The organism is Kangiella sp., from assembly GCF_014762745.1.
Lineage (GTDB): Bacteria > Pseudomonadota > Gammaproteobacteria > Enterobacterales > Kangiellaceae > Kangiella.
On sequence record NZ_JABURJ010000101.1, the window covers coordinates 1 to 24,563 of the forward strand.

17 protein-coding genes and 1 tRNA gene are annotated in these 24,563 nt (G+C 44.8%); 16 read left to right on the plus strand and 2 right to left on the minus strand.

Annotation, left to right across the window (positions count from 1 at the left end):
* Positions 1–116 precede the first annotated feature (116 nt).
* From HUJ19_RS07625 to HUJ19_RS07690, 14 genes are all read left to right on the plus strand, one after another.
* Positions 117–1,802 carry a sodium:alanine symporter family protein gene (locus HUJ19_RS07625; protein WP_290623120.1) on the plus strand — a complete coding sequence of 562 codons (1,686 nt, stop codon included), beginning with the start codon at positions 117–119 and terminating at the stop codon, positions 1,800–1,802.
* 115 nt (positions 1,803–1,917) lie between these two features.
* Positions 1,918–3,615: an acyl-CoA dehydrogenase family protein gene (locus HUJ19_RS07630; protein WP_290623121.1), complete on the plus strand. Its 1,698-nt coding sequence runs from the start codon at positions 1,918–1,920 to the stop codon at positions 3,613–3,615.
* A gap of 232 nt (positions 3,616–3,847) precedes the next feature.
* The gene (locus tag HUJ19_RS07635) at positions 3,848–5,248 is read left to right on the plus strand and encodes a sodium-dependent transporter (RefSeq protein ID WP_290623122.1); all 1,401 of its coding nucleotides are present in this window, start codon (positions 3,848–3,850) and stop codon (positions 5,246–5,248) included.
* A gap of 21 nt (positions 5,249–5,269) precedes the next feature.
* Positions 5,270–6,697, plus strand: a complete 1,428-nt coding sequence (locus tag HUJ19_RS07640; protein ID WP_290623123.1) for an amidohydrolase — start codon at positions 5,270–5,272, stop codon at positions 6,695–6,697.
* Positions 6,694–7,998: an amidohydrolase family protein gene (locus HUJ19_RS07645; RefSeq protein WP_290623124.1), complete on the plus strand. Its 1,305-nt coding sequence runs from the start codon at positions 6,694–6,696 to the stop codon at positions 7,996–7,998. The genes HUJ19_RS07640 and HUJ19_RS07645 overlap by 4 nt, the downstream gene beginning before the upstream one ends.
* Before the next feature lie 56 nt (positions 7,999–8,054).
* Positions 8,055–9,515, plus strand: coding sequence for a Na+/H+ antiporter NhaC (gene nhaC / locus HUJ19_RS07650; RefSeq protein WP_290623125.1), 1,461 nt, complete (start codon positions 8,055–8,057; stop codon positions 9,513–9,515).
* A complete protein-coding gene (locus tag HUJ19_RS07655) occupies positions 9,490–10,944 on the plus strand; it encodes a transglutaminase family protein (RefSeq protein ID WP_290623126.1) in 1,455 nt (484 codons plus the stop codon). Before nhaC ends, HUJ19_RS07655 begins: the two co-directional genes overlap by 26 nt.
* 1 nt (position 10,945) lies before the next feature.
* Entirely contained in the window at positions 10,946–11,812 is an 867-nt protein-coding gene (locus tag HUJ19_RS07660; RefSeq protein ID WP_290623127.1) for an MBL fold metallo-hydrolase, read from the plus strand.
* Between the two features lie 275 nt (positions 11,813–12,087).
* On the plus strand, positions 12,088–12,954 hold the full coding sequence (locus HUJ19_RS07665; RefSeq protein WP_290623128.1) for an alpha/beta hydrolase: 867 nt from the start codon (positions 12,088–12,090) through the stop codon (positions 12,952–12,954).
* Between the two features lie 387 nt (positions 12,955–13,341).
* Positions 13,342–15,000, plus strand: coding sequence for a long-chain-fatty-acid--CoA ligase FadD (gene fadD, locus HUJ19_RS07670; RefSeq protein WP_290623129.1), 1,659 nt, complete (start codon positions 13,342–13,344; stop codon positions 14,998–15,000).
* A gap of 44 nt (positions 15,001–15,044) precedes the next feature.
* On the plus strand, positions 15,045–16,199 hold the full coding sequence (rnd, locus tag HUJ19_RS07675) for a ribonuclease D (RefSeq protein ID WP_290623130.1): 1,155 nt from the start codon (positions 15,045–15,047) through the stop codon (positions 16,197–16,199).
* Positions 16,200–16,241: 42 nt separating this feature from the next.
* A complete protein-coding gene (locus tag HUJ19_RS07680) occupies positions 16,242–16,508 on the plus strand; it encodes a YcgL domain-containing protein (protein ID WP_290623131.1) in 267 nt (88 codons plus the stop codon).
* A gap of 2 nt (positions 16,509–16,510) precedes the next feature.
* Entirely contained in the window at positions 16,511–16,963 is a 453-nt protein-coding gene (locus HUJ19_RS07685) for a YcgN family cysteine cluster protein (protein ID WP_290623132.1), read from the plus strand.
* Positions 16,964–17,130: 167 nt separating this feature from the next.
* A tRNA-Asp gene (locus tag HUJ19_RS07690) sits at positions 17,131–17,207 on the plus strand.
* A gap of 289 nt (positions 17,208–17,496) precedes the next feature.
* Here the strand turns inward: HUJ19_RS07690 and HUJ19_RS07695 are convergent.
* Together HUJ19_RS07695 and sppA are read right to left on the minus strand one after the other, a co-directional pair.
* On the minus strand, positions 17,497–17,961 hold the full coding sequence (locus tag HUJ19_RS07695; RefSeq protein ID WP_290623133.1) for a nuclear transport factor 2 family protein: 465 nt from the start codon (positions 17,959–17,961) through the stop codon (positions 17,497–17,499).
* A 176-nt stretch (positions 17,962–18,137) separates the two neighbouring features.
* Entirely contained in the window at positions 18,138–20,015 is a 1,878-nt protein-coding gene (gene sppA, locus HUJ19_RS07700) for a signal peptide peptidase SppA (RefSeq protein WP_290623134.1), read from the minus strand.
* A 237-nt stretch (positions 20,016–20,252) separates the two neighbouring features.
* On the opposite strand from sppA, the gene HUJ19_RS07705 reads away from it, so the two are divergent.
* The gene (locus HUJ19_RS07705) at positions 20,253–22,274 is read left to right on the plus strand and encodes an NADPH-dependent 2,4-dienoyl-CoA reductase (protein ID WP_290623135.1); all 2,022 of its coding nucleotides are present in this window, start codon (positions 20,253–20,255) and stop codon (positions 22,272–22,274) included.
* 304 nt (positions 22,275–22,578) lie between these two features.
* Positions 22,579–24,468 (plus strand): bifunctional diguanylate cyclase/phosphodiesterase, encoded by a 1,890-nt coding sequence (locus HUJ19_RS07710; protein WP_290623136.1) that lies wholly within the window; start codon positions 22,579–22,581, stop codon positions 24,466–24,468.
* Positions 24,469–24,563: the final 95 nt, after the last annotated feature.

Consider the following 24,563-nt stretch of genomic DNA (forward strand, 5'->3'; position numbering starts at 1 on the left):
CCCTTAGAATATAGTGACTTAGAGGATGATTTTGGGTAGTCTAGCCAAGCTTTTTATACTTGTGGTAAGGTTATGCCACTCAAAGATTCTAACAAATTAACAATGGGGTTCCGATTTTGGATATCGTCGAAACAATTAATAATGCACTCTTATATATTGATGGGTTTCTAGGCTCAGCAGGATATTTTCCTTATTTATTAATAGGTGTGGGTGTTTTCTTCACACTGTATCTAGGTTTTCCACAAATTCGCTATTTTGGCCAGGCAACTCGAATTGTTCGTGGCAAATATGCAAAAGAAGACTCTCCTGGCGATACTTCGCACTTTCAGGCATTAACCACTGCCTTATCAGGTACTGTCGGTACCGGTAATATCGGTGGCGTTGCACTGGCGATTTTTATCGGTGGTCCTGCGGCCTTGTTCTGGATGTGGGTGACGGCATTCTTTGGTATGACGACCAAGTTTGTTGAGGTCACACTATCGCACAAGTACCGTGAAAAAACCGAAGATGGCACCATGGCGGGTGGCCCCATGTATTACATGGAAAAGAAATTGAACATGAAGTGGCTGGCAGTGATTTTTGCACTGGCAACCATTATCAGTTCAATCGGTAGCGGTAACATGCCGCAGATTAACAACATCGCTCAGGTTATGAATACCACTTTTAATATCGAAGAGTGGGTAACAGGCGGTGTTTTGGCTGTGCTATTAGCGCTAGTTATTATTGGCGGCATTAAGCGTATTGCCAAAGTGGCTGAGAAAATCGTGCCCTTTATGGCGGTTGTGTATGTTGTCGGTGCTGTCTTGGTTATTGCCTATAACTACGAAAATATCATTCCTTCATTCCAGGCAATCTTCGGTAGTATTTTCTCAGGTTCGGCAGCGGTCGGCGGCTTTCTGGGTGCAAGTTTTGCTTATGCCATGGATCGTGGCGTTAACCGTGGCCTATTCTCAAACGAAGCAGGTCAGGGTTCTGCGGCGATTGCTCACTCAGCGGCTAAAGGCAAAGAACCAGCCTCAGAGGGTATGGTGTCACTACTTGAGCCTTTCATTGATACCATCATTATCTGTACGTTAACTGGTCTGGTTATCCTGTCCTCGGGCGTCTGGAGCGAAAAGCATCATAACTCCTTCGATCGTACGGATATGGAATTTGTTGTTGGAAATTACACAGACGGCAATCCAGAAGACGTTAATAAGTTAATGATCCATCTGGACGAAAAGCGATCAGTTCCATCTGAAATTAAAAAGTTTACTGGAACAATCTCTCTACAAGATGGTAAGGCTATTTCTGACGGCTTCACACTCTTAAACGCAAGGTCTATTGCTGAAGATGTGATTTATATGGATAAGGATGGCAACCCTATAACTGGAGAAATTCCTGTTTCAAATGGAACATTGGAAGATTCCTCTATTGTTGTGGAGGGTAAGTCATTGATCCACTCAGCGGAGCTAACCGCAGTTGCATTTACTAAAGGTTATATGGGTGAAAGCGGTAAATATATCGTGTCTCTAGGCCTGCTGCTATTTGCCTTTACTACAGCGATTGCCTGGTCCTATTACGGTGACAGGGCAGCCATCTATCTGTTCGGTCCCAAGTCTGTATTGCCGTACCGTGTAGCCTTCGTTGCGTTATTCTTCCTGGGTGCTATTGTCGATTCAACGGTGGTCTGGACGCTGGCCTATGTGACTGTGGCTCTGATGACCATTCCTAATCTGGTCGGTATTCTGCTACTCCATAAAGACATGAAGAATACGGTTAAAGACTACTGGGAACACTTTAAGACAGATCAAGCTGATTAGGGCTAGACAAACTCTTTAGGTTTTTCCTATACTGACTCTGGTCTGACCACGGCATTGCGCTGGTGGTCGCCAGAGTTTTTTTTGCCTGAAATTTATTAATGACCTAGGAGAGACCATGCAATACCAAGCCCCAGTTGAAGACATGATGTTCTTGATCAAGGATGTTTTTGATTTGGAAAACCGACTTAAAGGTATTGCTGACTTTTCGGAATTTGACGCGGAGCTCTATAACGCCATTCTGGAAGAGGCAGGTAAGTTTGCAACAAACGTGTTGCAGCCGATTAACCGTTCGGGTGATGAAGAAGGTTGTCAGTATAACGACGGTGTTGTGACCACCCCGAAAGGATTCAAAGAAGCCTATCAGGCCTACGTAGAAGGAGGCTGGCAATCATTAACGGCTAACCCACAATATGGCGGGCAGGGTCTGCCAAAAGCATTACATGTCCTGGTCGAAGAGATGTTCTATTCGGCCAATACATCATTCTGTCTTTACGGCAGTCTTACTGCTGGTGCATACCACTTACTACAGGCTCACGCTGACGATGCAACCAAAGACAAATATCTTGCCAAGCTGATTAGCGGTGAGTGGTCTGGCTCCATGTGCCTAACCGAAGCGCATGCTGGCTCGGATCTTGGTATTTTGAAGACTAAAGCCGAACCTCAGGAGGATGGCACCTACAAGCTATCTGGCTCAAAAATATTCATTACTGGCGGCGAGCATGATATGGCGGATAATATTATCCACCTGGTGCTTGCCCGCCTGCCTGATGCACCTGCTGGCCCTAAAGGTATCAGTCTTTTCTTAGTCCCTAAATTTATGGTCAATGATGATGGCTTGCTCGGAAAACGCAATGGTATTCGCTGTGGCTCAATAGAGCACAAAATGGGCATTAAGGCATCTTCCACCTGTGTCATGAATATGGATGACGCTACCGGCTTTCTTATCGGTGGCCCACATCAAGGCTTACGCTGCATGTTCACCATGATGAACCTTGAGCGCCTATCAATTGGCTTGCAGGGTATTGGCCTTGGCGAAATGTCTTATCAGCAGGCTTTTGATTATGCCAATGATCGTTTGCAGGGACGTGCTGAAGGTGTTGAGGGAACAGCTCCGATTATACGTCATGGCGATGTACAGCGTATGCTCAAAACCATGCAGGCTTATACTCAGGCAGGTCGTGCGCTGGCCGTCTGGTTAGGCGCATGGCTGGATGAGGCTTTCCATTCTGAAGATGAAGCTGTTGTCAGCAAAGCCCAAAATATGGCTGCGTTACTGACTCCAGTTGCCAAAGCTTTCTTTACCGATATCGGTTACGAAGTCTGCACCATCGGCCAGCAGGTGTTCGGTGGCCACGGTTATGTGCGCGAGTGGGGTATGGAGCAGCATGTTCGTGATGCGCGTATTGCTCAGATTTATGAAGGCACCAATGGTATTCAGGCGCTGGATCTTATTGGACGCAAGATTGTCGCTAACAAGGGTGCTTTCCTGGCTGAGCTGTTGACGGATATGCGCCAGGATATTGCAAATTTCAGTGACTCGGTGCAAAAGTCTCAGCTTGTAGCTCAGCTTACTGAGCTGGAAACATTATCGAAGCAGATTGTTGAGCAATTTGCATCTGATCAGGACAAGCAGCAGTATATTGCCTGCGATTACCTGCATTATATGGCCTTGAGCTTATATGGATACCTATGGTTGAAAATGGCGCAGACAGGGCAGGAAGGAAAGCAGGAGTCTATGGAGTTTTTCTATAACCGTCTGTTGCCAAGAGCTTATGGGCTTAAAAAGAGTATTGAAAACGAATTGGGGCTTTAAGCCCCTTTTTTATGCTTGGCGTTTATCTGCGACTTACTAAGTGTCGATAAAATTAACAGTTATGGACTTGGCTGATTACTATTTGTTCAGCTAATGAGAACCATTAAAAAAATTGTAACTATATTATTCGATCTGCTTGAGTGATAAGAATAATTATGATGTTATTAGCGGCTGGGGCAAATTAAGGGTCAACAGACCCTACTAATAACAGACATATAATTCGGTAAATCATATGGCAACAGATCGCGGTCAGTTTAATACTCGCATAGGTTTTATTCTCGCAGCTGCAGGTTCAGCAGTAGGTCTCGGCAATATTTGGAAGTTTCCATTTGAAGTAGGAGAAGGGGGCGGCGCAGCTTTCGTTGTCATTTATCTAGCCTTCTGTTTCCTGTTGTGCTTCCCGGTGATGGTGTCTGAAATCGCCATCGGCCGTAAAACCAATCTTAATCCCGTTGGTGCTTTTAAAAAGCTAGGTCACAAAAACTGGGCCTTTGTTGGCTTTATGGGCGTTATTGCCGGTGTCTTAATTCTTTCTTTCTATAATGTTGTTGCTGGTTGGGCTTTTGGCTATTTCCTTGAAATGATTCAGGGCAATTTTGGCATTGGTGAAGAATTCGGCAGCTTTATCACAGACTGGCAGAAAATTGGTCTGTACGGTCTGGTTTTCATGGGTATAACAGCTTTTATTGTGTCGCGTGGTATTCATGACGGAATTGAGCGTGCTGCAACCATTTTAATGCCAACGCTATTCTTAATGATTGTTGGCCTGATCGTTTATGCAATGACGTTAGATGGCGCTGGTGTTGGTATTAAGTATTATCTGATTCCTGACTTTTCTGAGATTACTGGTGAAGTAGTTTACTCTGCATTAGGCCAGGCTTTCTTCTCGCTTTCTCTTGGTATGGGCGCTTTAATTACTTACGGTAGTTACGTATCAAAGAAGCAAGATATTGTTAAGTCTGCTGCCTTAATCACCCTGACTGATGTTTCAATTGCATTCCTTGCCGGCCTGATGATCTTCCCATTTGTAGCCTATTTAACTCAGGGCACAATGGAAGGAGTAGATGGTGGCGCTGGTTTGATCTTCGCAACCTTGCCTGGTGTATTTGAAAGCTTTGGCCCGACATTGGGTGTGGTTGTCGGTTCTTTATTCTTCTTATTGCTATGCTTTGCAGCTTTAACTTCAACGGTTTCTTTGCTTGAGGTTCCTGTCTCTTATCTGGTTGATGAGAAGAAAATTAAAAGACCAGTAGCTGTATGGGGCATGGCAGCTTTGATTTTCTTGATTGGCATTCCTTCTCTGTTAGGTAATGGCTCTGTCGAAAGCCTGACGCAGTTCATCCACATGAACAAAAATGCTGAATGGCAATACGTAACCTTCATGGATTTCGTTGAAGCTATTGCCAGTGATACCTTCTTGCCATTGGGCGGTGCCCTGATTTCAATTTTCGTAGCTTATGTCTGGAAAAAGAACAACTTGAATGCAGAGATAGCGATTGGTCGTGAAGGTGGCTCGCAGTGGGTAGCAAAATATATTGATTTTGCGATTACCTTCTTCTGTCCAGTTGTTTTAGGTTTGATTACTGTTGTAACTATTTTAGATCGCTTCTTTGGCGTCGTAGTTATTGGTTAATTTTAGTTTCGGGAGAGCATAATGATTAAAGTTCCTGCAAAAACCCGGCTCACTCTGGCAGCGCTGATTAGCGCTGCTTTTTTGTCTGCTTGCGACAAACCGCAAAAAGAAGATAAAAAAGATGTAGAGCCTAATACCGCATTTGAATCTACTTATAAGGCGCATAGCTATCACCCGGTGCTGATCGAAAATGCAACGATTCTTACCGCTGCTGGCGATAAAATTGATAAGGGCTCTGTACTATTCAAAGATGGTAAAATCGTTGCAGTTGGAACTGATGTTGAAACTCCTACCGATGATAATCTTGAAGTTATCGATGCAAATGGTAAATGGGTGACTCCGGGCTTAATTGATGTCCACTCGCACTTGGGTGTTTATCCAGCTCCCGGAGTTGATTCGGCGGCAGATGGCAACGAAATGACCGCGCCCGTGACTGCGGAAGTTTGGGCTGAGCATTCAGTCTGGCCGCATGATCCTCAGTTTGAACTGGCGCTGGCTGGGGGTGTTACTTCTATGCAAATTCTACCGGGTTCAGCTAACTTGATTGGTGGTCGTACAGTCACTTTGAAAAATGTGCCTGCGCGTTCTGTTATGGAAATGAAGTTCCCGGGCGCTCCACACGGTTTGAAAATGGCCTGTGGTGAAAACCCTAAACGCGTTTATGGTAGCAAAGGTCGTTCACCAATGACACGTATGGCCAATATTGCAGGCTTCCGCGATGCCTGGATTAAAGCTGCTGATTATAAAAAACAGTGGGAAGATTATGAGAATGGCGAGGGCAATGGCAAGCCACCTAAACGCGACTTGCAAATGGAAACTCTTGCCGGTGTTTTAAAAGGTGAAATTTTGATTCATAACCATTGTTATCGTGCCGATGAAATGGCGTTGATGTTGGAGATTGCCGACGAGTTTGACTTCCTGATTTCTACTTTCCATCACGCAGTTGAGTCTTACAAAATTGCAGATAAGTTAGCAGAAAACAATGTGTGCTCAGCTCTTTGGTCTGACTGGTGGGGCTTTAAACAGGAAGCCTTCGACATGGTTCCTGAGAATGTTGCTCTAGTAGAAAAAGCTGGCGCTTGTGCCATTGTCCACTCCGATTCTCCAACTGGTATTCAGCATTTGAATAAAGATGCTGCCAAGTCCATGGCTTCTGGAAATGCTATGGGCATGGAGATCACTCCTGAAAAAGCGATTGAGTGGATTACCATTAATCCTGCTAAATCGATGGGTATTGGGGAGCAAACCGGTAGTCTTGAAGTCGGCAAAATGGCGGATGTCGTACTTTGGGACGGTAATCCTTTCAGCGTTTATAGCAAAGCTGAGAAAGTCTTTATTGATGGTGCGCTCATGTATGACCGTCATGATGAAAAATATCAACCCGTCAGCGACTTCCAGCTAGGTCAATATGACTTCGATGTTGAAGCACAGGAGGAGGCAGCGCTATGAGCTTATTATCGACAAAATCTTTAGCCAAGTCTGTTGCTGCTGCTCTTGGCGTAGCAAGTCTAATTGCAGGTATTTGCAGTGCTGAAACAACTTTAATTAAAGATGCCAAAATTCATACTCTCTCATCACAGGGTGTTTTGCAGTCTGGAGATGTATTGTTTGAGGACGGTGTTATCAAAGCAGTTGGCGAAGATCTTAGCGTTGAAGCTGACACTGTTATTGACGGTGCAGGCAAGGTAGTTACGCCAGGTATCTTTGCCCAGATTACGCAAATTGGTCTGGTTGAGCTGGGTTCGCAGGAGCAAACAGCAGATGCGCGTACTGAACATGAAGAGCAGGGTGCTTCATTTAGCGTGGATAAGGTTTATAACCATAACTCGACGCTGGTCGCTGTTAATCGCTCAAATGGCGTCACTCGTACTTTGGTTGCGCCCCAAGTTGGCTCAACAGTGTTTGCCGGACAGGGCGCCATCATGTCTTTGAAAGATCAGTATCATCCACTGATTGCAAAGGACGTTGCTATCTTCACAGCTTTTGGTGAATGGTCGGCGGAAGGTATGGGCGGTTCGCGTGCCAGTGTTTTGTTTGAGCTGAATAAGGCATTTGATGAAGCAAGGCTTTATCAGAAAAATCGTACAGCCATTGAGCAGGGCGATTTTAGAGAACTGACTTATAGTATCGCCGATCTTGAAGCACTACAGGCTGTTATAAACCGTGAAATTCCTTTGCTGGTGAATACTCAGCGTGAAAGCGATATTTTAACCATGTTAGATTTTGCTAAAGAGCAAAATATCCGTATTGGTTTTGTGGGTGCTGCAGAAGCCTGGAAGGTTGCGGATCAGTTAGCAGAAGCTGATGCTTCTGTATTTGTAGATCCAATGGATAACTTACCGGATAGCTTCGAATCTTTGGGTAAGCGTTACGAAAACGCTGCGATTTTGTCAGAAGCAGGTGTTAAGGTCATGTTCTTAGGTCAGGGTTTCCTGGCGACCCATAATGCTTATACAGTGCGTCATTCGGCGGGTAATGCTGTGGCTTATGGCATGGATTATGACAAAGCATTAGCAGCCATGATGTCTACTCCAGCCGGGTACTTTGGTGGCGACGAAACTTATGGTCAAATTGCCGAAGGTTACAAAGCCGAATTAGTGCTTTGGAATGGTGACCCACTTGAAGTGACAACACTTCCTGAACAGGTTTGGATTGATGGTGAAGCTGTCAGCATGGAAAACCGTTCAACCAAGTTGCGTGATCGCTACAAAGATTTGGATACCGATAAAAATACCGGTTACAGAAAGTAACTCTCTTAAAGTAATTCACTTAAAGTAACCGTATCAACAATTAAGTAGGAAAAAATATGGTTGATTCGTCGGACAGACAACCGAGTATGCTACAGGCCTTAGTGCCTGTAGTTTTTTTGATTGTACTGCTATTTTTCTCAGTCAAATTATTTGGCAGCGACTCGTCTTATGGGGCGAATCAGATTGCCCTGATTTTAAGTGCTGCAATTGCGGTTCTTATTGGCTTGTTCAATGGACAAACCTGGAAGGAACTTGAGGCGGGTATCGTTGATGGTATCAGTTTGGCGATGGGAGCCATGTTGATCTTGTTAATGGTAGGTTCCTTAATTGGCACCTGGATTCTGGCAGGTACGGTGCCGACCATGATTTATTATGGCCTGCAGATCCTGTCGCCCGATTATTTCTATGTGGCAAGCTGTATTATCTGTGCCATTGTTGCTGTAAGTATTGGTAGCTCCTGGACTACTGCTGGTACAGTCGGTATAGGCCTGATTGGTATAGCACAAGGGTTGGGGCTAGATCCTGCGATTACCGCTGGTGCTATCATTTCGGGAGCCTATTTTGGTGATAAAATGTCACCGCTATCTGACACCACTAACCTTGCTCCAGCAGTTACTGGTACGGATTTGTTCACCCATATCCGCCACATGGTCTGGACCACTACACCATCCTTAATTATCGCGTTAATACTGTTCACTTATTTCGGTTTAACCAGCGATATTCCGGCTGAAAACCTTGAGCTGGAATCCACCCTGGCCTTGCTTGATGCTAACTTCAATATCACCCTCTGGTCATTGATTCCGTTGGTGGCAGTTTTTGCCATGGCCATCAAAAAAGTGCCGGCAGTAGCTACCATCCTGATTGGTGCTTTATTAGGTGGCTTGTTTGCTATGCTGACTCAGGGCGATGTGATTGCTAAATTTGTTAATAACTCTGATTTGTCAGCGGCGATGCAATATGTCTCAGCAGTGTGGACTGCAATGTTCAGCGGCTTTTCGATTAGCACTGGCGATGAAATCTTTGATGGCCTGTTAAGTCGTGGCGGCATGACCAGCATGTTGAATACGGTTTGGCTGATTATTTGTGCCATGAGTTTTGGCGCAGCAATGGAGAAAACCGGTCTACTACATAAATTGGTCTACTCGATTATTGGTATGGCCAAGTCCACAGGTTCCTTAATCGGTTCAGTACTTCTGACCTGTATCGGCATGAATGTCATTGCCGCCGATCAGTACATTGCGATTGTACTTCCTGGTCGCATGTATCGAGCGGAATTCAAACGTCGTGGATTAGATGCCAAAAACCTGTCAAGAACGCTGGAAGATGCTGGCACCATCACTTCACCGCTGATTCCATGGAATACCTGCGGTGCTTATATGGCGGCCACGCTTGGCGTTGCTACTGGTGCTTATTGGATTTATGCCTTCTTTAATCTGGTCAATCCGATAGTTTCCTTTATTTATGGCCTGTTGAACTTTAAAATAGCCAAGCATGACGAGGCTAACGACGCTATTTAAATATCGGTTATTTCAGTTCTGTGTATTATTACTCGCAGTTGTAGCCCTATTGTGGCTGGGACTGCGAGAAACCTCTCCAGACTATCGTTGGGATACAGCAACCCTCAAACCTTTCAAGCAGTGGTATCAAATCAACTGGCATAACCAGGCTGTTGGTCGAGCCAGCGTTGAATTGAAAAAGAAGGATCAACAGTTCACGGTGATTGAAAGTGATTATCTGGAAGGGCGTGTGCAGGGCCGTCGTTTTCAGTTTCGTTACATTCGTGAATTAGATTTTTCCAGTAGAGCTCCCTACGAACTTATTGGCGGAAGGCTTTATACAGAAGAGCCACAACTGACCGTCGAATCAACTTTTAGCAATGACGAACAGCTCCAGCTTAAAGAAAAGCGCAATGGCCAGCTTTATGAGAAGTCATTCACCCACGTCGAATACACTTTACAAGATTATTTCCGGATTCCCAGTTTAATTGAGCGTGGATCGATTCCCAGCGAGAGCTTTGAAAATAAGACCTTGAACACACAGACCTTCAAGGTTGAAACCAGTCGCTATCAGGTTCTAAAAAACAAAGCTTATCAATCCTATATCGCTTTACAGCAACAGCATCCGAGTAATGAAGTGAGCTGGCATAGAATGGCGAAAGACGGTGTTTATAAGCTGCATGCTTTTGCCAATGGTATGGAGTATGTGGCCAGTTCGCGTCGGGTAACACTTAACCCTGAAATGCAAAGCGATCTGTACCTGAATAGCGGCGTTGTAGTCGACAAACCCTTAGGTGCAGCAAATCAGATAAAGAGTTTAACCCTTAGTGTGCAGAATGGTGAGCTGGACTGGTTTGAGCATCATCCAGCGGTCACCATCAATGCGGCCAGGGACACCATTCAATTAAGTTCCGGTAGTAGATACAAAGCTTCGAGCAAAGATATGGAGCACTTTAAGGCTGGCAGACAGTCGCTGAACCCGATTGCGCGTACTCTTGCTTTGCAAGCCGTTGCTGATTTGGACAGTGACTGGCAGAAGGTGCAACAACTGGTGGGATATGTCTATGACTATCTCAATTACCAACCAGTGCCAGCCGGGTTTAATATTGACGACATTCTGCAAAATAAAATTGGCGACTGCACCGAATACAGCCAGTTATTAATTGAAATGTTGTCGGCAGCAAACATAGCTGCGCGGGAGGTCAATGGTCTGGTTTATCTGGGCGATCATGAAAAGCGCTTTGGTGGTCATGTCTGGGTTGAAGTCCTGATTGACGACCATTGGGTGGCGGTTGATCCAACCTGGAATTTGCTGGAAGTTACCAGTACCCATATTCCTGTAGCCATCAACCTGGACATTGAATCACTCGATACCAATCAACGATTTGCTTTTAAGCTCGAAGAAATCCACTATAAGTCCAAAAGCAAAGAAGACTCTAAAAGGTTATAGAATGACAAAACAGTTTTACTCAATTTTAGGCAATTCACAGAAGCTTGATGGCGGTGCCATGTTTGGTAATGCGCCTAAGGCGTTATGGCAGCGATGGGTTGAGGTGGATGACCAAAACCGTATCGATTTGGTTTGCCGTGCCTTACTGGTCAAAGATGGTGATAAAACCATACTCTTCGAGACCGGTATCGGTGCTTTTTTCGAGCCTAAGTTTAAAGATCGCTATGGTGTGCAGGAAGATGAGCATGTGCTACTGAAATCCTTGGCTGAGGCGGGCGTGAGCCATGAGGATATTGATATTCTGGTTTTATCGCACCTGCACTTTGACCATGCAGGAGGCCTGCTAAGCCAATGGCAGGATGGCAAAGAGCCTGAGTTACTGTTTCCAAATGCTGAATTTATTATCGGCAAGGAGGCCTGGGAACGTGCTAAAAATCCACATCCTCGCGACAAAGCTTCATTTATTCCTGGGCTTACGGATAGGCTCGAGCAAACGGGCCGCCTCCATCTGATTGAGGGTGAGCATAGTGATTTGCTCGGTGATGACTACCGATTCTTTGTTTCGAACGGCCATACCCCGGGTATGTTACTGACCGAGATTAGCACAGAGCAGGGGCCTGTGGTGTTTGCTGCAGATTTGATTCCAGGTGTTCCCTGGGTTCATTTACCAATTACCATGGGTTATGACCGTTTCCCGGAAAATCTGATTGAGGAAAAGAAGCTATTGCTGGATCGTCTTATCAAGGAAGAAGGCTACCTTTACTTTACTCATGACCCAGAAACTTGCCTCGGAAAGGTCACAACCGACGAAAAAGGACGCTTTACTACCAAAGATAATCTAAAGGAAATTGTTAACAGAGCGATGTAACTCATTGTTTATATGTAGTCTTATTCTAAATTAGCAAAATTGCATAAAAAATCATCAATTGGGTTGAACTTTATTCATGACAGCTGTTCAAAATATATACGAAAAGCAATGAAGCAGTCTTGGCTAGATGCGAAATTGTGGATTTGTTTTTCTGGTTGTCATTGTCACTTCTCTTTTTATGAGTAATTATTTCCTCATAAGGGCCATGTAAATGGCCCTTTTTTTATGCGCTATGGTATTCTTTGGCAAGATAAATTATGAAGAGTTAATCATCCATGCACGTCAAATTTGATCAAGAGTATCACTTTCAAATTCATCACAATAAAGTTGCTGTTCTCGAGTGGGGCGACCCCAAGGCTGAGCCAATTCTTTGTTTACATGGCTGGCTCGATAATGCGGCGACTTTTCATTATCTGGCGCCTTTTCTGGCTGACAAATATCGATTGATTGCTATTGAGTTTCCTGGTCACGGCCAGTCCGAGCACCTTTCGGAAGATGCTGACTATCAGTTTGTATCCGGTATTTCGATCATTGATGGCGCCTTGGATGTGCTGCATATCGACAAGTGTCATATTCTCGGTCACTCGATGGGTGCCGCATTAGCCATGATATATGCAGGTGCCGTTCCTAATCGAGTGAAAAGCCTGATTTCAATTGATGCGCTTGGTCCCTTTATCTCAACACCTGAACAAACCATAGAGCAACTGGCACAGGCAATCGAGCAACGCAAAGCCAAACGCAGTCAAAAGCGCTATTTTAATTCGATTGAAGAAGCAGCCAATGCGCGCGCTCAGGTCAGTGAGCTAAGCGCAGACACATTGTTACCGCTTATTGAACGTGGTGTGACCCTTTGTGACCGCGGTTATCAATGGTCAAGCGATGCTCGCTTAAAAAATGCCTCCTGGATTCGTATGACGGAGCCACAACTGGAAGCGTTGATGAACAATGTTGCCGCCGAAGTTCTCTTCATTCGTGGCAAGCAGGGTATGTTGCAGGAAAAGCCGGCCATCGAAAAAAGGCTATCTTATCTGAAAAACTCAGAATGGATTGATCTCGATGGAGGCCATCATTTGCACATGGAGCACCCTGAAGAGGTGGCTCAGACTATTCTTAAGTTCTGGGCAAAATTTAATCAGAGCTAACACGGATAGATTAAAGTATCGGCTAAAATAGGCGAACGGGGCGTTAAAAGTTGCCTTATTCGATACAATCGGTTACTTTTCTTGCCCATAAATTTAATTAATTAAAGTTAGGGTCTGTTGGCCTTTGCTGTTCGTTTTTGCAGCTGTTTGATTGGTTTTTATACGAGGCATCGCGTGTGAGGTGTAGTTATTCTCCATCCACGCGCGATAACACTGTAGAAAAGCCAAACAAACGTTACCCTTCGGGTTCAACCAAAAGCGCTCTGCTCTTTGTTGCTCGCCATTACCTTAGAATGCTAGGCTACATGACGAGCGTCGCGATCAGAACGCTTTTGGTTTGAACAAAAATTGAAAATCAAAGGTCAACAGACCCTATTAGGAAGCTATATGGAAAAAATCTGGTTAAAGCAATACCCAAAAGCGGTTCAGGAAACCATCGACCCTGATCAGTATTCTAGCCTTCTAGCCATGTTCGATGAAAGTGTCGAGAAGTTTGGTGATAGACCGGCAGTGACTAACTTGGGTGTCACCTTAACCTACCGTGAGCTTGACCAGAAAGCTCGTGACTTTGCTTCCTATCTGCAAAATGGGCTTGGATTGCAAAAGGGCGACAAGCTGGCGCTGATGATGCCAAACTTGCTGCAATATCCTGTCTGTTTATTTGGTGCATTCCGTGCCGGACTTGCTGTAGTTAATGTTAATCCACTTTATACGCCCCGTGAGCTTGAGCATCAGCTCAATGACAGCGAGGCTAATGCCATCGTCATTCTTGCCAATTTCGGTGATACTCTCGAGAAGGTGGTAGATAAAACTGCGCTAAAACACATCATTGTCACCCAGGTTGGTGATATGTGTCCTCAGCCTAAGCGTTTTATCGTCAATTTCGTGGTTAAGTACATCAAGAAGATGGTACCCAGCTTTAAGCTCGATCAGTCACATAGTTTCGTTGAAGCCATGCAAAAAGGTGCGGAGCAGAAGGTCAGCCCAGTTGAATTAACTTCAGATGATATTGCTTTTTTACAATATACAGGCGGCACAACGGGGGTTTCTAAGGGTGCGATATTGACTCATCGCAACATGGTTGCCAATGTGTTGCAGACTCACGCCTGGATGGGACCATTTCTGGATGAGGGGCAGGAGACCATCATTACTGCGCTTCCCCTTTACCACATATTCTCTTTGTGTGTTAACTGTCTGCTGTTCGCTAAGGCGGGTGGTCATAATATCTATATTACTAATCCTCGTGACATGAAGGATTTCTGTAAGACACTGAAGAAGTACCCATTCACCGCCATGACTGGCGTAAACACTTTGTTCAATGGCCTGTTAAATACACCAGCTTTCCGCGAATTAGATTTCAGCAAATTAAAGCTGTCAGTTGGCGGTGGCATGGCGGTTCAGAAGTCAGTAGCTGAGCGCTGGCAAGAGCTGACAAATACTCCATTGCTGGAAGGTTATGGACTGACAGAAACTTCGCCAGTGGTCAGTATGAACCCATTGGATCTCGAGTCTTATAATGGAACCATTGGCTTACCACTTCCCTCTACTGATATTGAAATTCGAGATGAAGAGGGTAATGAAGTTGAAGTCGGCCAACCAGGGGAGCTTTGGGTCAAAGGCCCTCAAGTGATGCGAGGCTACCTCAATCGTCCTAAAGAAACAGCTGAAGTGCTAAAAGACGATGGCTGGCTGGCAACCGGCGATATGGCTACTATTGATGAAAAGGGTTTTCTGCGTATTGTAGATCGCAAGAAAGACATGATTCTGGTCTCAGGTTTTAACGTCTATCCAAACGAGATTGAAGACGTTGTAGCGCTTCATCCGGGCGTTTTGGAAGTTGCTGCCATTGGCGAACCTGATGAAGTGAAAGGTGAGGTAGTGAAAGTTGTCGTCGTCAAAAAAGACAGCACCCTCACTGAAGATGACGTCATCAAGCATACTCGCGAACATTTAACTGGCTACAAGATCCCTAAAGTGGTCGAGTTCCGAGAAGAGCTTCCAAAAAGTAATGTTGGTAAAATCCTTCGTAAAGAACTTCGTAAATAACCCTTTCCCATGGCGCTCATAGATGAGCGCCAGGAGCACATTAATTGGCACGATTTCACTTAGAACAACACCAGGACTCAGTTCATGTCGAAACTGTTTTCAACGCTGAGCGCTTGCAGGAACTTTGTCAGTCCTGGCAAACGCTTGACTTTATCGCAGTAGACACAGAGTTCGACCGAACTAATACCTATTTTCATCGGCTGGCGCTCATCCAAATATACGATGGAGAAGAGGTCTACCTTATTGATCCTCTTGCCTTTGACGATATTTCTGCCTTAACCGATATTTTTAAAACGACTTCAGTCGTTAAAGCATTCCATAGCTGTAGCGAAGATCTGGAGGCACTTTATCATCAATATGGTTTTGAGCTGAATCAGGTTTTTGATACGCAGATCGCCGCCTCTTTAGATGGCATTGGATTAAGTGTTGGTTATGGCAGTATTGTTGAGCATTTTCTGAGCCTGGTACTTGATAAGGAACACACGAAAACTGATTGGCTACAGAGGCCATTGAGCCAAGAACAGAAAGTTTATGCCGCACAGGATGTTCAATATCTTTTGCCTGTCTACTACCGACTACGAGATAGCCTGCTGGAAAAAGGGCTTTTTGAGTGCGTCATCGAAGACGTTAATAGTATTTTCTCGGCTATCATTCAGGCCGATGATTATTCGGAAGCCTATTTGAAAGTGAAGGGCGCTTTCCGATTAAATCAGTTTCAATTGAATCGCTTGCAGAAGTTAGCTCAATGGCGAGAAACTCTTGCTCGCGACAATAATATTCCTAAAACCTTTGTCTTTCGCGACCATCATTTGATTGAAGTCTGTCAGAAAGAAAAGACGACAATTAGCGACTTGCTTTCGATGGGCTGTAACCGCGGCAGTATTCGTAAGTATGGCGCCGAACTGATTCGCCAGATTGAGCTGGCCGACCAGGTTAGCAAAACAGAATGGCCAGAGCCTTTGCAGCCCTTTCACAAGATCCCACAAAGCAAAAAAATGTTCAGCGCCTTAAAGGCTGAGGTTGAGAATGTCAGCCAGGAGCACAATATTCCCGCTGAAGCTTTATGTAATCGCCGTCTGATCGAGTATTATATCAAGATGACGCTTGGCTATAAGGGGCGACCAAACCGTTTCTGGAACAGCTGGCGTCAAAGTCTGCTGGAACAGCCATTCAAGCAGGCGATGCAGGAATTCCTTTAAAGCCATAGGCAAGAACCAAACAAAATTTTTGAGAACACCGTTATGATGTGCAGTATTTATAAAAGCGCCAAGAAACCTGATACCTATTTATATATTCCTTACGACAGCAAGTTTGAAGACCTGCCCGAAGGCCTTATTCAAGTGTGGGGAACGCCAGAGCTGGTGATGCACCTTGATCTGGCCAAGCGTGAAACCCTTGCTCTATGTGATATCCAGGAAGTTACACAAAAGCTCGAAGAAGAGGGGTATTTCTTACAGATGCCACCGAGCGAAGAAGAAATAGCCCTGCTTATAGCTGGCAAGAAGTAAGCATGACGTTTGATAAGTTTTGGCTCACCACAGCGTTGAAGGATATGACCCACGAACAGTGGGAATCCCTTTGCGATGGTTGTGCCAAATGCTGCTGTGTTCAGTTTATTGATGATGACGATGATCTTTTGATGCAGACCGACGTGTCCTGCCAACTGCTCGATACCAATACTCTCCACTGCAAAGACTATCAAAACAGAACCTCAAAAGTACCTGACTGCGTTCAATTGACCGCAGATACGATACAGGAATACTTCTGGTTACCAGATACCTGTGCTTATCGCTTGGTAGCGGAGGGCAAAGACTTGCCCAGTTGGCACTATTTACTATCAGGAGACAAAGAGCTGGTGCATAAGAAAGGGCATAGCATCAAAGGAAAAGTCATCTCCGAAACCAAGCTAACAGCAGAAGAAGTAGAGGATAGAATTATCTCCTGGATCCCGCTATCCGATTGAAAAACAACCAAATTGGCTAGCATTTAAGCGCATTTTTAAAAAGTTAAATATTTTTCTAAAAAAGTTGTTGACCTACCCTAAGAACGACAGTAATATGCGCTCCGTCGACCGATGAGGTCACCAGCGAAACACCTGTTAAGACTCGTAAGAGACCTAACAAATACTGCGGAGCGGTAGTTCAGCTGGTTAGAATACCGGCCTGTCACGCCGGGGGTCGCGGGTTCGAGTCCCGTCCGCTCCGCCACTATATTAAAAAGCAGCCCTTGGCTGCTTTTTTTGTGTCTGCTCTAAATAGGGATGAGAACCCGCGAGCGGGGTTCGACAAGCTTCAAGGATGAAGCGAATACTTGGAATGCAGGAGCAATTCCAAGTGAAAATCGTCTGGAACGATTTTGAACGTTGACGCTTTGCGGCAACGGCCACGAAGTGGTCAATTACAGGGAAGTAATTGATAGTCCCGTCCGCTCCGCCACTATACCAAAAGCCTGCTTTCGAGCAGGCTTTTTTTATGCTTGCATTTTTTTACGCTGACCTCATGGTTCCACAGCCTGATGATCGTAGCTCACCACTCGTTTCACTACCCAGCTACCATCTTCACGCTCCCAAATGGTTATAAATTGAGATTTCTCAACCAAGTCACCGTCAACATAAAAGTTGTGCTTCCCGGTTTGTAGAGCGCCATATTCGCCTAGTGGATGTATCTCATTTGAGACTAACTGACGTGTAACCTCAAAGGGTTTGGAGCACTTATCTTGAAAAGACCTTACTTCTTTTTCATAAGAAGTGTTTAAGCCTGTCCTGTCATCATAAAACTCAATATTTTCACTAACAATTTCTTTCCAGACTTCTATGTTGCACTGATTGAATGCTATATCGAATAATTGGAAATCCATTGCCTGGATTTCCTTATTAAGCGCTTCATGTTCCTTTTGTGAGGCCTTGCCATAAGCCGCTGTTGATATAAAACAAATCACCAATGTAGTTATCAAAAGTTTCATAGGATTCCTTGAACTGTATTTGTATGACTTATTATTGTATGTGAGCTGACTTATGAAGAGTGTTAATAATTTGTAAGTAGAAGTTGAGAGTATGCATTGAGCAGAGCTTTTATACCTATTAATAGCAGACACAAAAAAGGCGCTAGTTAAAGCGCCTCTTTTGCTAACCTTGTAGGTTATTCACCGACACACATACAGTGCGCATAGACATGGTTTGGATCGTTGAAGTTGTTGAAGATATTGACGATCTTTTGGGCGCGTCCAAGAACGTGACCAATGATGTCTGTCTCGCCGTTACTAAGCTGGGCAATGACTGCATCAAGCTTACCTTCAGCTTTTGCATTTTCCAGCAAGTTTCGGATAAAGATTTCTTCAGCACTCAATTCACGCTTGATGAATTTTACGGCGTAATCATCACCAATATTTGCTAACTTAGCTGCCGACTCAATGGCGTCTTCAAGATCCCCCAGTTGATCAACCAGACCTAAGCGGTGTGCATCTTCACCTGACCATACGCGGCCCTGTGCGATTTGATCCACTTCTTCTTTGGTCATGTTACGGCCTTTGCCAACAAGCGTCAGGAAGCGGTCATAACCATGCTCAATGTTACGCTGGATAAGCTGAGCAAACTCAGGAGATATGCCATCCATTGGATCGAAGGCTAATGTCCATTTAGTTGTGCCAACACCATCGCGGTATACGCCCAATTTATTCAATGGTTCTTCGAAAGTCGGAACCATGCCGAAGATACCAATTGAACCTGTGATGGTAGTAGGGTGCGCCCAGATTTCATCCGAAGTGGCTGAAATCCAGTAACCACCAGAGGCTGCAACACCGCCCATTGAAGCAACCACGATTTTGCCTTCACTCTGTGCACGCTCCAGTTCATTACGAATCACTTCAGAAGCAAAGGCGCTGCCTCCTGGGCTATCAACGCGAAGAACGATCGCTTTCACTTTGTCATCAAGGCGAGCTTTCTGAATCAAGCGAGCAGTACTGTCACCACCGATAACACCTTCTTTGCGGCTGCCGTCAACGATTTCACCTTTAGCAACGATTACAGCAACTGTGTCTTTATTCGTTGGAAGCTCAACCAATGGGCGAACAGCTTTCAGGTAGTTTTTATGGCCGATGGCTTTATAAGAATCTTTGTCTTCATTCAAGCCAACCATATCAATCATGTACTGACGGAATTCGCCACGAGTCATCAGCTTATCAATGAAGCCTTCCTGAACTGCTAACTCACCACTGTCGCCATTAGTAGCTTCAAACTTGGCTAAGTAGTTTTCAACGAAGTCATCAAACTCTTCAACAGACATGTTACGTGATGCAGCCAGTTCCTGTTTCATGTGTTTCCACAGATCGCCCATCCATTCCATATTCGCTTCTTTAGCGGCTTCTGACATGTCGTCGCGAATGAAAGGCTCTACTGCTGATTTGAAGGTACCAACACGGAATACATGAACGTTAACGCCCAAGTTGTCTAATGCTGATTTAAAGTAGGTGTTATTGCCACCAAGACCTTCAAACATCAACATGCCGTATGGATTCATATAAACTTCATCAGCAACCGAAGCAAGATAGAACTGCCCCTGCATATAGTAATCACCAACCGCGATCACTTTTTTGCCGCTTTCTTTAAATTCATTAATCGCTTCGCGTAAATCCTGATATTTACTGATCCCTGCATAAACGCCCTGTAGGCTATTAACGTTAATCACCATCACGCTGATGCGATCATCGTTTTTAGCGTACTCAATAGCATCGAGTAGGTCATAGATGGAGGTTTCGTTTGGTGCGATACCTTGCGCTTCCTGCATGGCGCGCTCGATTGGATCAAGATAGGTTTCCTGTTCAACGATAATGCCTTTAGGTGCAAGAATAAGCGCAGCGCCATCGTCAATCTTTGGCAGATCTGGGCCACTAGTGCAGCCGCGAACGAACAATACGAAAATGGTTAATGCGATAAGGCCAATCATTAATCGGCCAGCCACATCGATAGTCTTCCATATACGGTAAAAGAATTTACCGATCATTGAGTTTGGTTGTGACACGTGAAAATACCTTTTCTAGTTAAAATAATTTGGAACGAACACATTCTATACAAATAGGCTGTTTTATGACTAGTGTTGAATTTAATTAATTTTAATAACGTATTGTTTTATATAGAGTTCCGGATTCTTTCATTTTGTAATCAAATATGTACTTTCATCGATCCCGAGAGGGATTGCCTTGATCTGGTTATACCAGTAGACTTAAGCTCATCTTTAATCACAATAAAAGACGCTACCGTGAAATACTCAAAACTTCTTGAACCACTAGATTTAGGATTTACAACACTGAAAAATCGTGTCTTGATGGGCTCAATGCATACTGGGCTTGAGGAAGAAAAGGGTGGCTTTGAGAAGATGGCGGCATTTTATGCGGAGCGTGCCCGTGGTGGCGTAGCTTTGATGGTCACCGGTGGTATTTCACCAAATTTCCGCGGACGGCTGGCGCCTCATTCTTCTCAGCTCAGTTTCGGCTGGCAGGTCAAAAAGCACAAAATAGTTACCGATGCCGTGCATGAAGCTGGTGGTAAAATTGCACTTCAAATCCTACATGCTGGTCGCTATGCCTATCATCCATTCTCTGTTTCCGCATCAAAGCTAAAGGCTCCTATCTCACCCTTTACCCCGAAAGCCCTATCCAAACGAGGAATCGCAAAAACCATTAAGCAATACGCCAATTGTGCCAAGCTGGCTAAAAAAGCAGGTTACGATGGCGTTGAGATCATGGGCTCGGAAGGTTATCTGATTAATCAGTTTATTGTTAAACGCACCAATCATCGAACCGATGAGTGGGGTGGCGCTTATGAAAACCGGATTCGATTTCCATTAGAAATTATCAAGGCGGTTAAAGAAGCGGTCGGCGATGACTTTATTGTGATCTATCGTTTGTCTATGCTGGATCTGGTTGAAGGTGGTAGTTCCTGGGATGAAGTGGTACAGCTGGCCAAAGCAGTCGAGAAAGCTGGCGCGACCATTATTAATACCGGAATCGGCTGGCATGAAGCACGTATTCCGACCATTTCAACTTCTGTACCGCGCGCAGCCTTTACCTGGGTCACTAAAAAACTACGTAATGAAGTATCAGTACCATTAATTACTTCCAACCGAATTAACATGCCGCATGTTGCAGAAGAAATTTTGAGTAATGGTACAGCCGATATGGTTTCAATGGCACGGCCTTTGCTTGCTGATGCTGAGTTTGTCATTAAGGCCGAGCAGGATCGCGCTGATGAAATTAATACATGCATTGCCTGTAATCAGGCCTGTCTGGATCATGTTTTCAAGAACAAACGTGCCACCTGTCTGGTTAATCCGCGTGCCTGTTATGAAACTGAACTGGTTGCAGAACCATTGGCTAAGAAGAAACGTATTGCGGTGGTTGGTGCTGGGCCTGCGGGCCTTGCTTTTGCAACTGAAGCCAGTAAGCGAGGTCATGAAGTTCATCTTTTTGATAAGCGCGAAGAAATTGGTGGTCAATTGAATATCGCCAAACAGATCCCTGGCAAGGAAGAATTCTACGAGACATTGCGTTATTTCAAAAAGCAGGTCGAAATAACGGGTGTGAACCTCCATCTGAATACCGAAATGGTTCTTGATGATTTGGTCGGTCAGTATGATGAGGTGGTTTTAGCCAGTGGCGTCGTGCCGAGAACACCAAATATTCCAGGTATCGAACACCCCAAAGTGATGAGCTACATTGATGTGCTTTGGCATAAAAAGCCTGTCGGCCAGAAAGTTGCAGTGATTGGTGCTGGCGGTATTGGCTTTGATGTATCAGAGTTTCTGGTCCATGAAGGTGAGTCGCCCACACTAAATCTTGATGAATGGTTGAAAGAGTGGGGCATTGATGCACTCTATCAATTACCGGGCGGGCTACTGAAAGAACCAGAGTTTGATCCTGCAGCGCGTGAAGTGATCATGCTACAGCGTAAGGCTACCAAGATGGGCAAGAATCTTGGTAAGACAACCGGCTGGATTCATCGCGCCAGTTTAAAGCATAAGAATGTTCGTATGGTCACTGGTGCTCAGTACAAACAGATCAGTGATCAGGGGCTACTGATTGAACATGACAATGGTCAGGAAGAATGGCTGGATGTTGATAACATTGTTATCTGTGCAGGTCAGATACCGCTTAGAGCGATGCATGATGAATTGGCTGAAAAAGGTGTTTCGGTGCATTTGATTGGCGGTGCTGATGTGGCTGCGGAGTTAGATGCTAAACGAGCCATCAGGCAGGGTACTGAGCTTGCCTTGCAGCTTTAAGTAATATCTATAATGCATGCTTGCATTGATGGAAATGCTTAAAAATAAAGATCTTGCGATATTTTATAAAATTGACAATGCAAATTTGAAGTGATAGAACTAACCTATACAAGGAATTATCTGGGGTTAGTTTTATGACTTGGATGACCGATTATCTAGTATTTTTCTTTGAACCCGCTGTGGCAGTGGGTTCATTAGTCCTTTTGTCACTCTTCTTAATACCTCTACGGAGTCAGCAATCGAGGTTAGTTTTAGCTCTTAATAAAGCGGTTAAGCATGCCGGTGAATCCAGTCGGAGCTAACCATGCATAAGCTACTCAATCGCCAGATCAAAAACTATCTCAATGGTGATAGCGATCGAGTGCCTGACGAATTTCTTAAAGCCATTGACCAGGCCTACAAAAGAGCCGAAGAAGAACGTCAATGGTATGAGAAGTCTCTGTCCTTAACTTCGGATGAGTCTCGCGGCCGTTTTAATCATTTGCAGAGCAAATTGACCGAGCTGGAGCAGGTCAAGCATGAGCTTGAGCAAAGTATCCGCAAGCTGAGAGTCACCATGGATGCAGGTTATGACGGTATAATTCAGATTAATTCTCAAGGTATTCCAACGGCCTATAATGATACGGCACTGCAAATGCTGAATATGTCTGCTTCTGAATTCCTCTCCTTAAACTTCTTCAAAATCAGTCGACTATTAGGCAAGAACATTCGTAACGCAGAAATCGTTATCAATCAGATCCACAAAGTACTGTTGAGACAGGAAGACAGCAGCAATATTTTAGTTGAGCATAATGATGGTCGATTTTTTGAATGTAAGGCTAAGGCGCTTGAACTTGACGGACAAACACAGGGATTGGTCTGGACCATTAAAGATATTACTGAGTTGAAGCTTAAAGAGCGGGAGGCTCGATATCTGGCCTATCATGATGAACTTACTGGCCTGCCCAATAGAACCTTATTTTCAGAACGCCTTGAACATGCTCTCGAACTGGCGAAGCGCAAACAGGAATATCTGGCGGTTGTGTTTCTTGATTTGGATGAATTTAAAACAGTTAATGATACCTTTGGTCATGCGCAGGGCGATCTGCTTTTACAGAAAGTCGCCAAAAGGATACTGGTGGCATTACGCGAACACGATACATTCGCTCGGTTAGGTGGCGATGAGTTTGTCATAATGCTTGAGGATGTTGAAGATCGCGAGGCGATTGTTAACGTGCTCGATAGGGTAAGGCATGCCCTAGATGCGCCGATTACATTGGGAACTAGTCAGATTTATATCACGCCATCACTGGGCGTTGCCATCTATCCCGAGGATGGCGATCAGGCTGAAGAGCTTCTGAAAAAAGCCGATATGGCCATGTATAACTCCAAAAAGCATGGTAAAAATACCTACAGCTTTTATTCCAACCATCTGGAAAAATACTCAAAGTATCGACTTTCCATGCGCACCTCTTTACGCCGTGCGCTACGAAACGATGAGTTTTATCTGGAATACCAGCCAAAATTCTCACTGACCGAAAAGTCTATGTTAGGTGTTGAGGCGCTGATTCGTTGGAACAATAAAGACACTTTAATGAGTCCCGCTGAGTTTATCGGAGAGGCGGAATCGAATGGCATGATCATTCCTATCAGCCAATGGGTGCTGGAGCAGGTCTGTCGTGATATTGCTCAGTGGAAATGTGATAGCAACTATTGTTGCCCGGTTAGCGTAAACGTCAGTCCTCGTTATTTCCAGCATGGTCATCTGCTCGATGATCTGCAGAAGTTGGTTGAACAGTATGGTATCAGCCCAGGCTGTATTGAGATTGAGCTTACCGAACAGGCCTTTATCTCTGACTTTGAAAACGCACTGAAGCGAATGCAGGCGCTTAATGATATTGGTGTCAAAATTTCCATCGATGATTTCGGAACAGGTTATTCATCCTTTAATTACCTGATGAAACTACCCGTACACCAGCTTAAAATTGATACCAGCTTCATTCGCTCGCTTGAGGAGTCTGAAATTCAGCACTCGCTGCTTGCCGAAATTATCAAGATTGCCCATATTTTTGGCTTGTCAGTTATTGCCGAAGGGGTAGAGGATGAACATATTGCGCAACTGCTGACTTCCTTTGACTGTGATCAGGCGCAAGGCTTCTGGCTTGGTGCGCCGATAGCTGCCGAGCAGATCTACCATCAATTCCTGGCTGCATAAGTCCACATTTTCTAACAATTCAACTCACAAGTGTACGCTGAACTATTGACCTTAGGCTCATTGTCAGCGAAGATGGCGGCATCTGGTCGGATCTG

Coding starts and splice junctions, on each gene's coding strand:
- HUJ19_RS07645 (WP_290623124.1), top strand. CDS start 6,694: ATGAGCTTATTATCGACAAAATCTTTAGCCAAGTCTGTTGCTGCTGCT.
- HUJ19_RS07640 (WP_290623123.1), top strand. CDS start 5,270: ATGATTAAAGTTCCTGCAAAAACCCGGCTCACTCTGGCAGCGCTGATT.
- HUJ19_RS07665 (WP_290623128.1), top strand. CDS start 12,088: ATGCACGTCAAATTTGATCAAGAGTATCACTTTCAAATTCATCACAAT.
- HUJ19_RS07695 (WP_290623133.1), bottom strand. CDS start 17,961: ATGAAACTTTTGATAACTACATTGGTGATTTGTTTTATATCAACAGCG.
- HUJ19_RS07685 (WP_290623132.1), top strand. CDS start 16,511: ATGACGTTTGATAAGTTTTGGCTCACCACAGCGTTGAAGGATATGACC.
- fadD (WP_290623129.1), top strand. CDS start 13,342: ATGGAAAAAATCTGGTTAAAGCAATACCCAAAAGCGGTTCAGGAAACC.
- HUJ19_RS07635 (WP_290623122.1), top strand. CDS start 3,848: ATGGCAACAGATCGCGGTCAGTTTAATACTCGCATAGGTTTTATTCTC.
- HUJ19_RS07655 (WP_290623126.1), top strand. CDS start 9,490: ATGACGAGGCTAACGACGCTATTTAAATATCGGTTATTTCAGTTCTGT.
- HUJ19_RS07630 (WP_290623121.1), top strand. CDS start 1,918: ATGCAATACCAAGCCCCAGTTGAAGACATGATGTTCTTGATCAAGGAT.
- HUJ19_RS07710 (WP_290623136.1), top strand. CDS start 22,579: ATGCATAAGCTACTCAATCGCCAGATCAAAAACTATCTCAATGGTGAT.
- HUJ19_RS07680 (WP_290623131.1), top strand. CDS start 16,242: ATGATGTGCAGTATTTATAAAAGCGCCAAGAAACCTGATACCTATTTA.
- HUJ19_RS07660 (WP_290623127.1), top strand. CDS start 10,946: ATGACAAAACAGTTTTACTCAATTTTAGGCAATTCACAGAAGCTTGAT.
- nhaC (WP_290623125.1), top strand. CDS start 8,055: ATGGTTGATTCGTCGGACAGACAACCGAGTATGCTACAGGCCTTAGTG.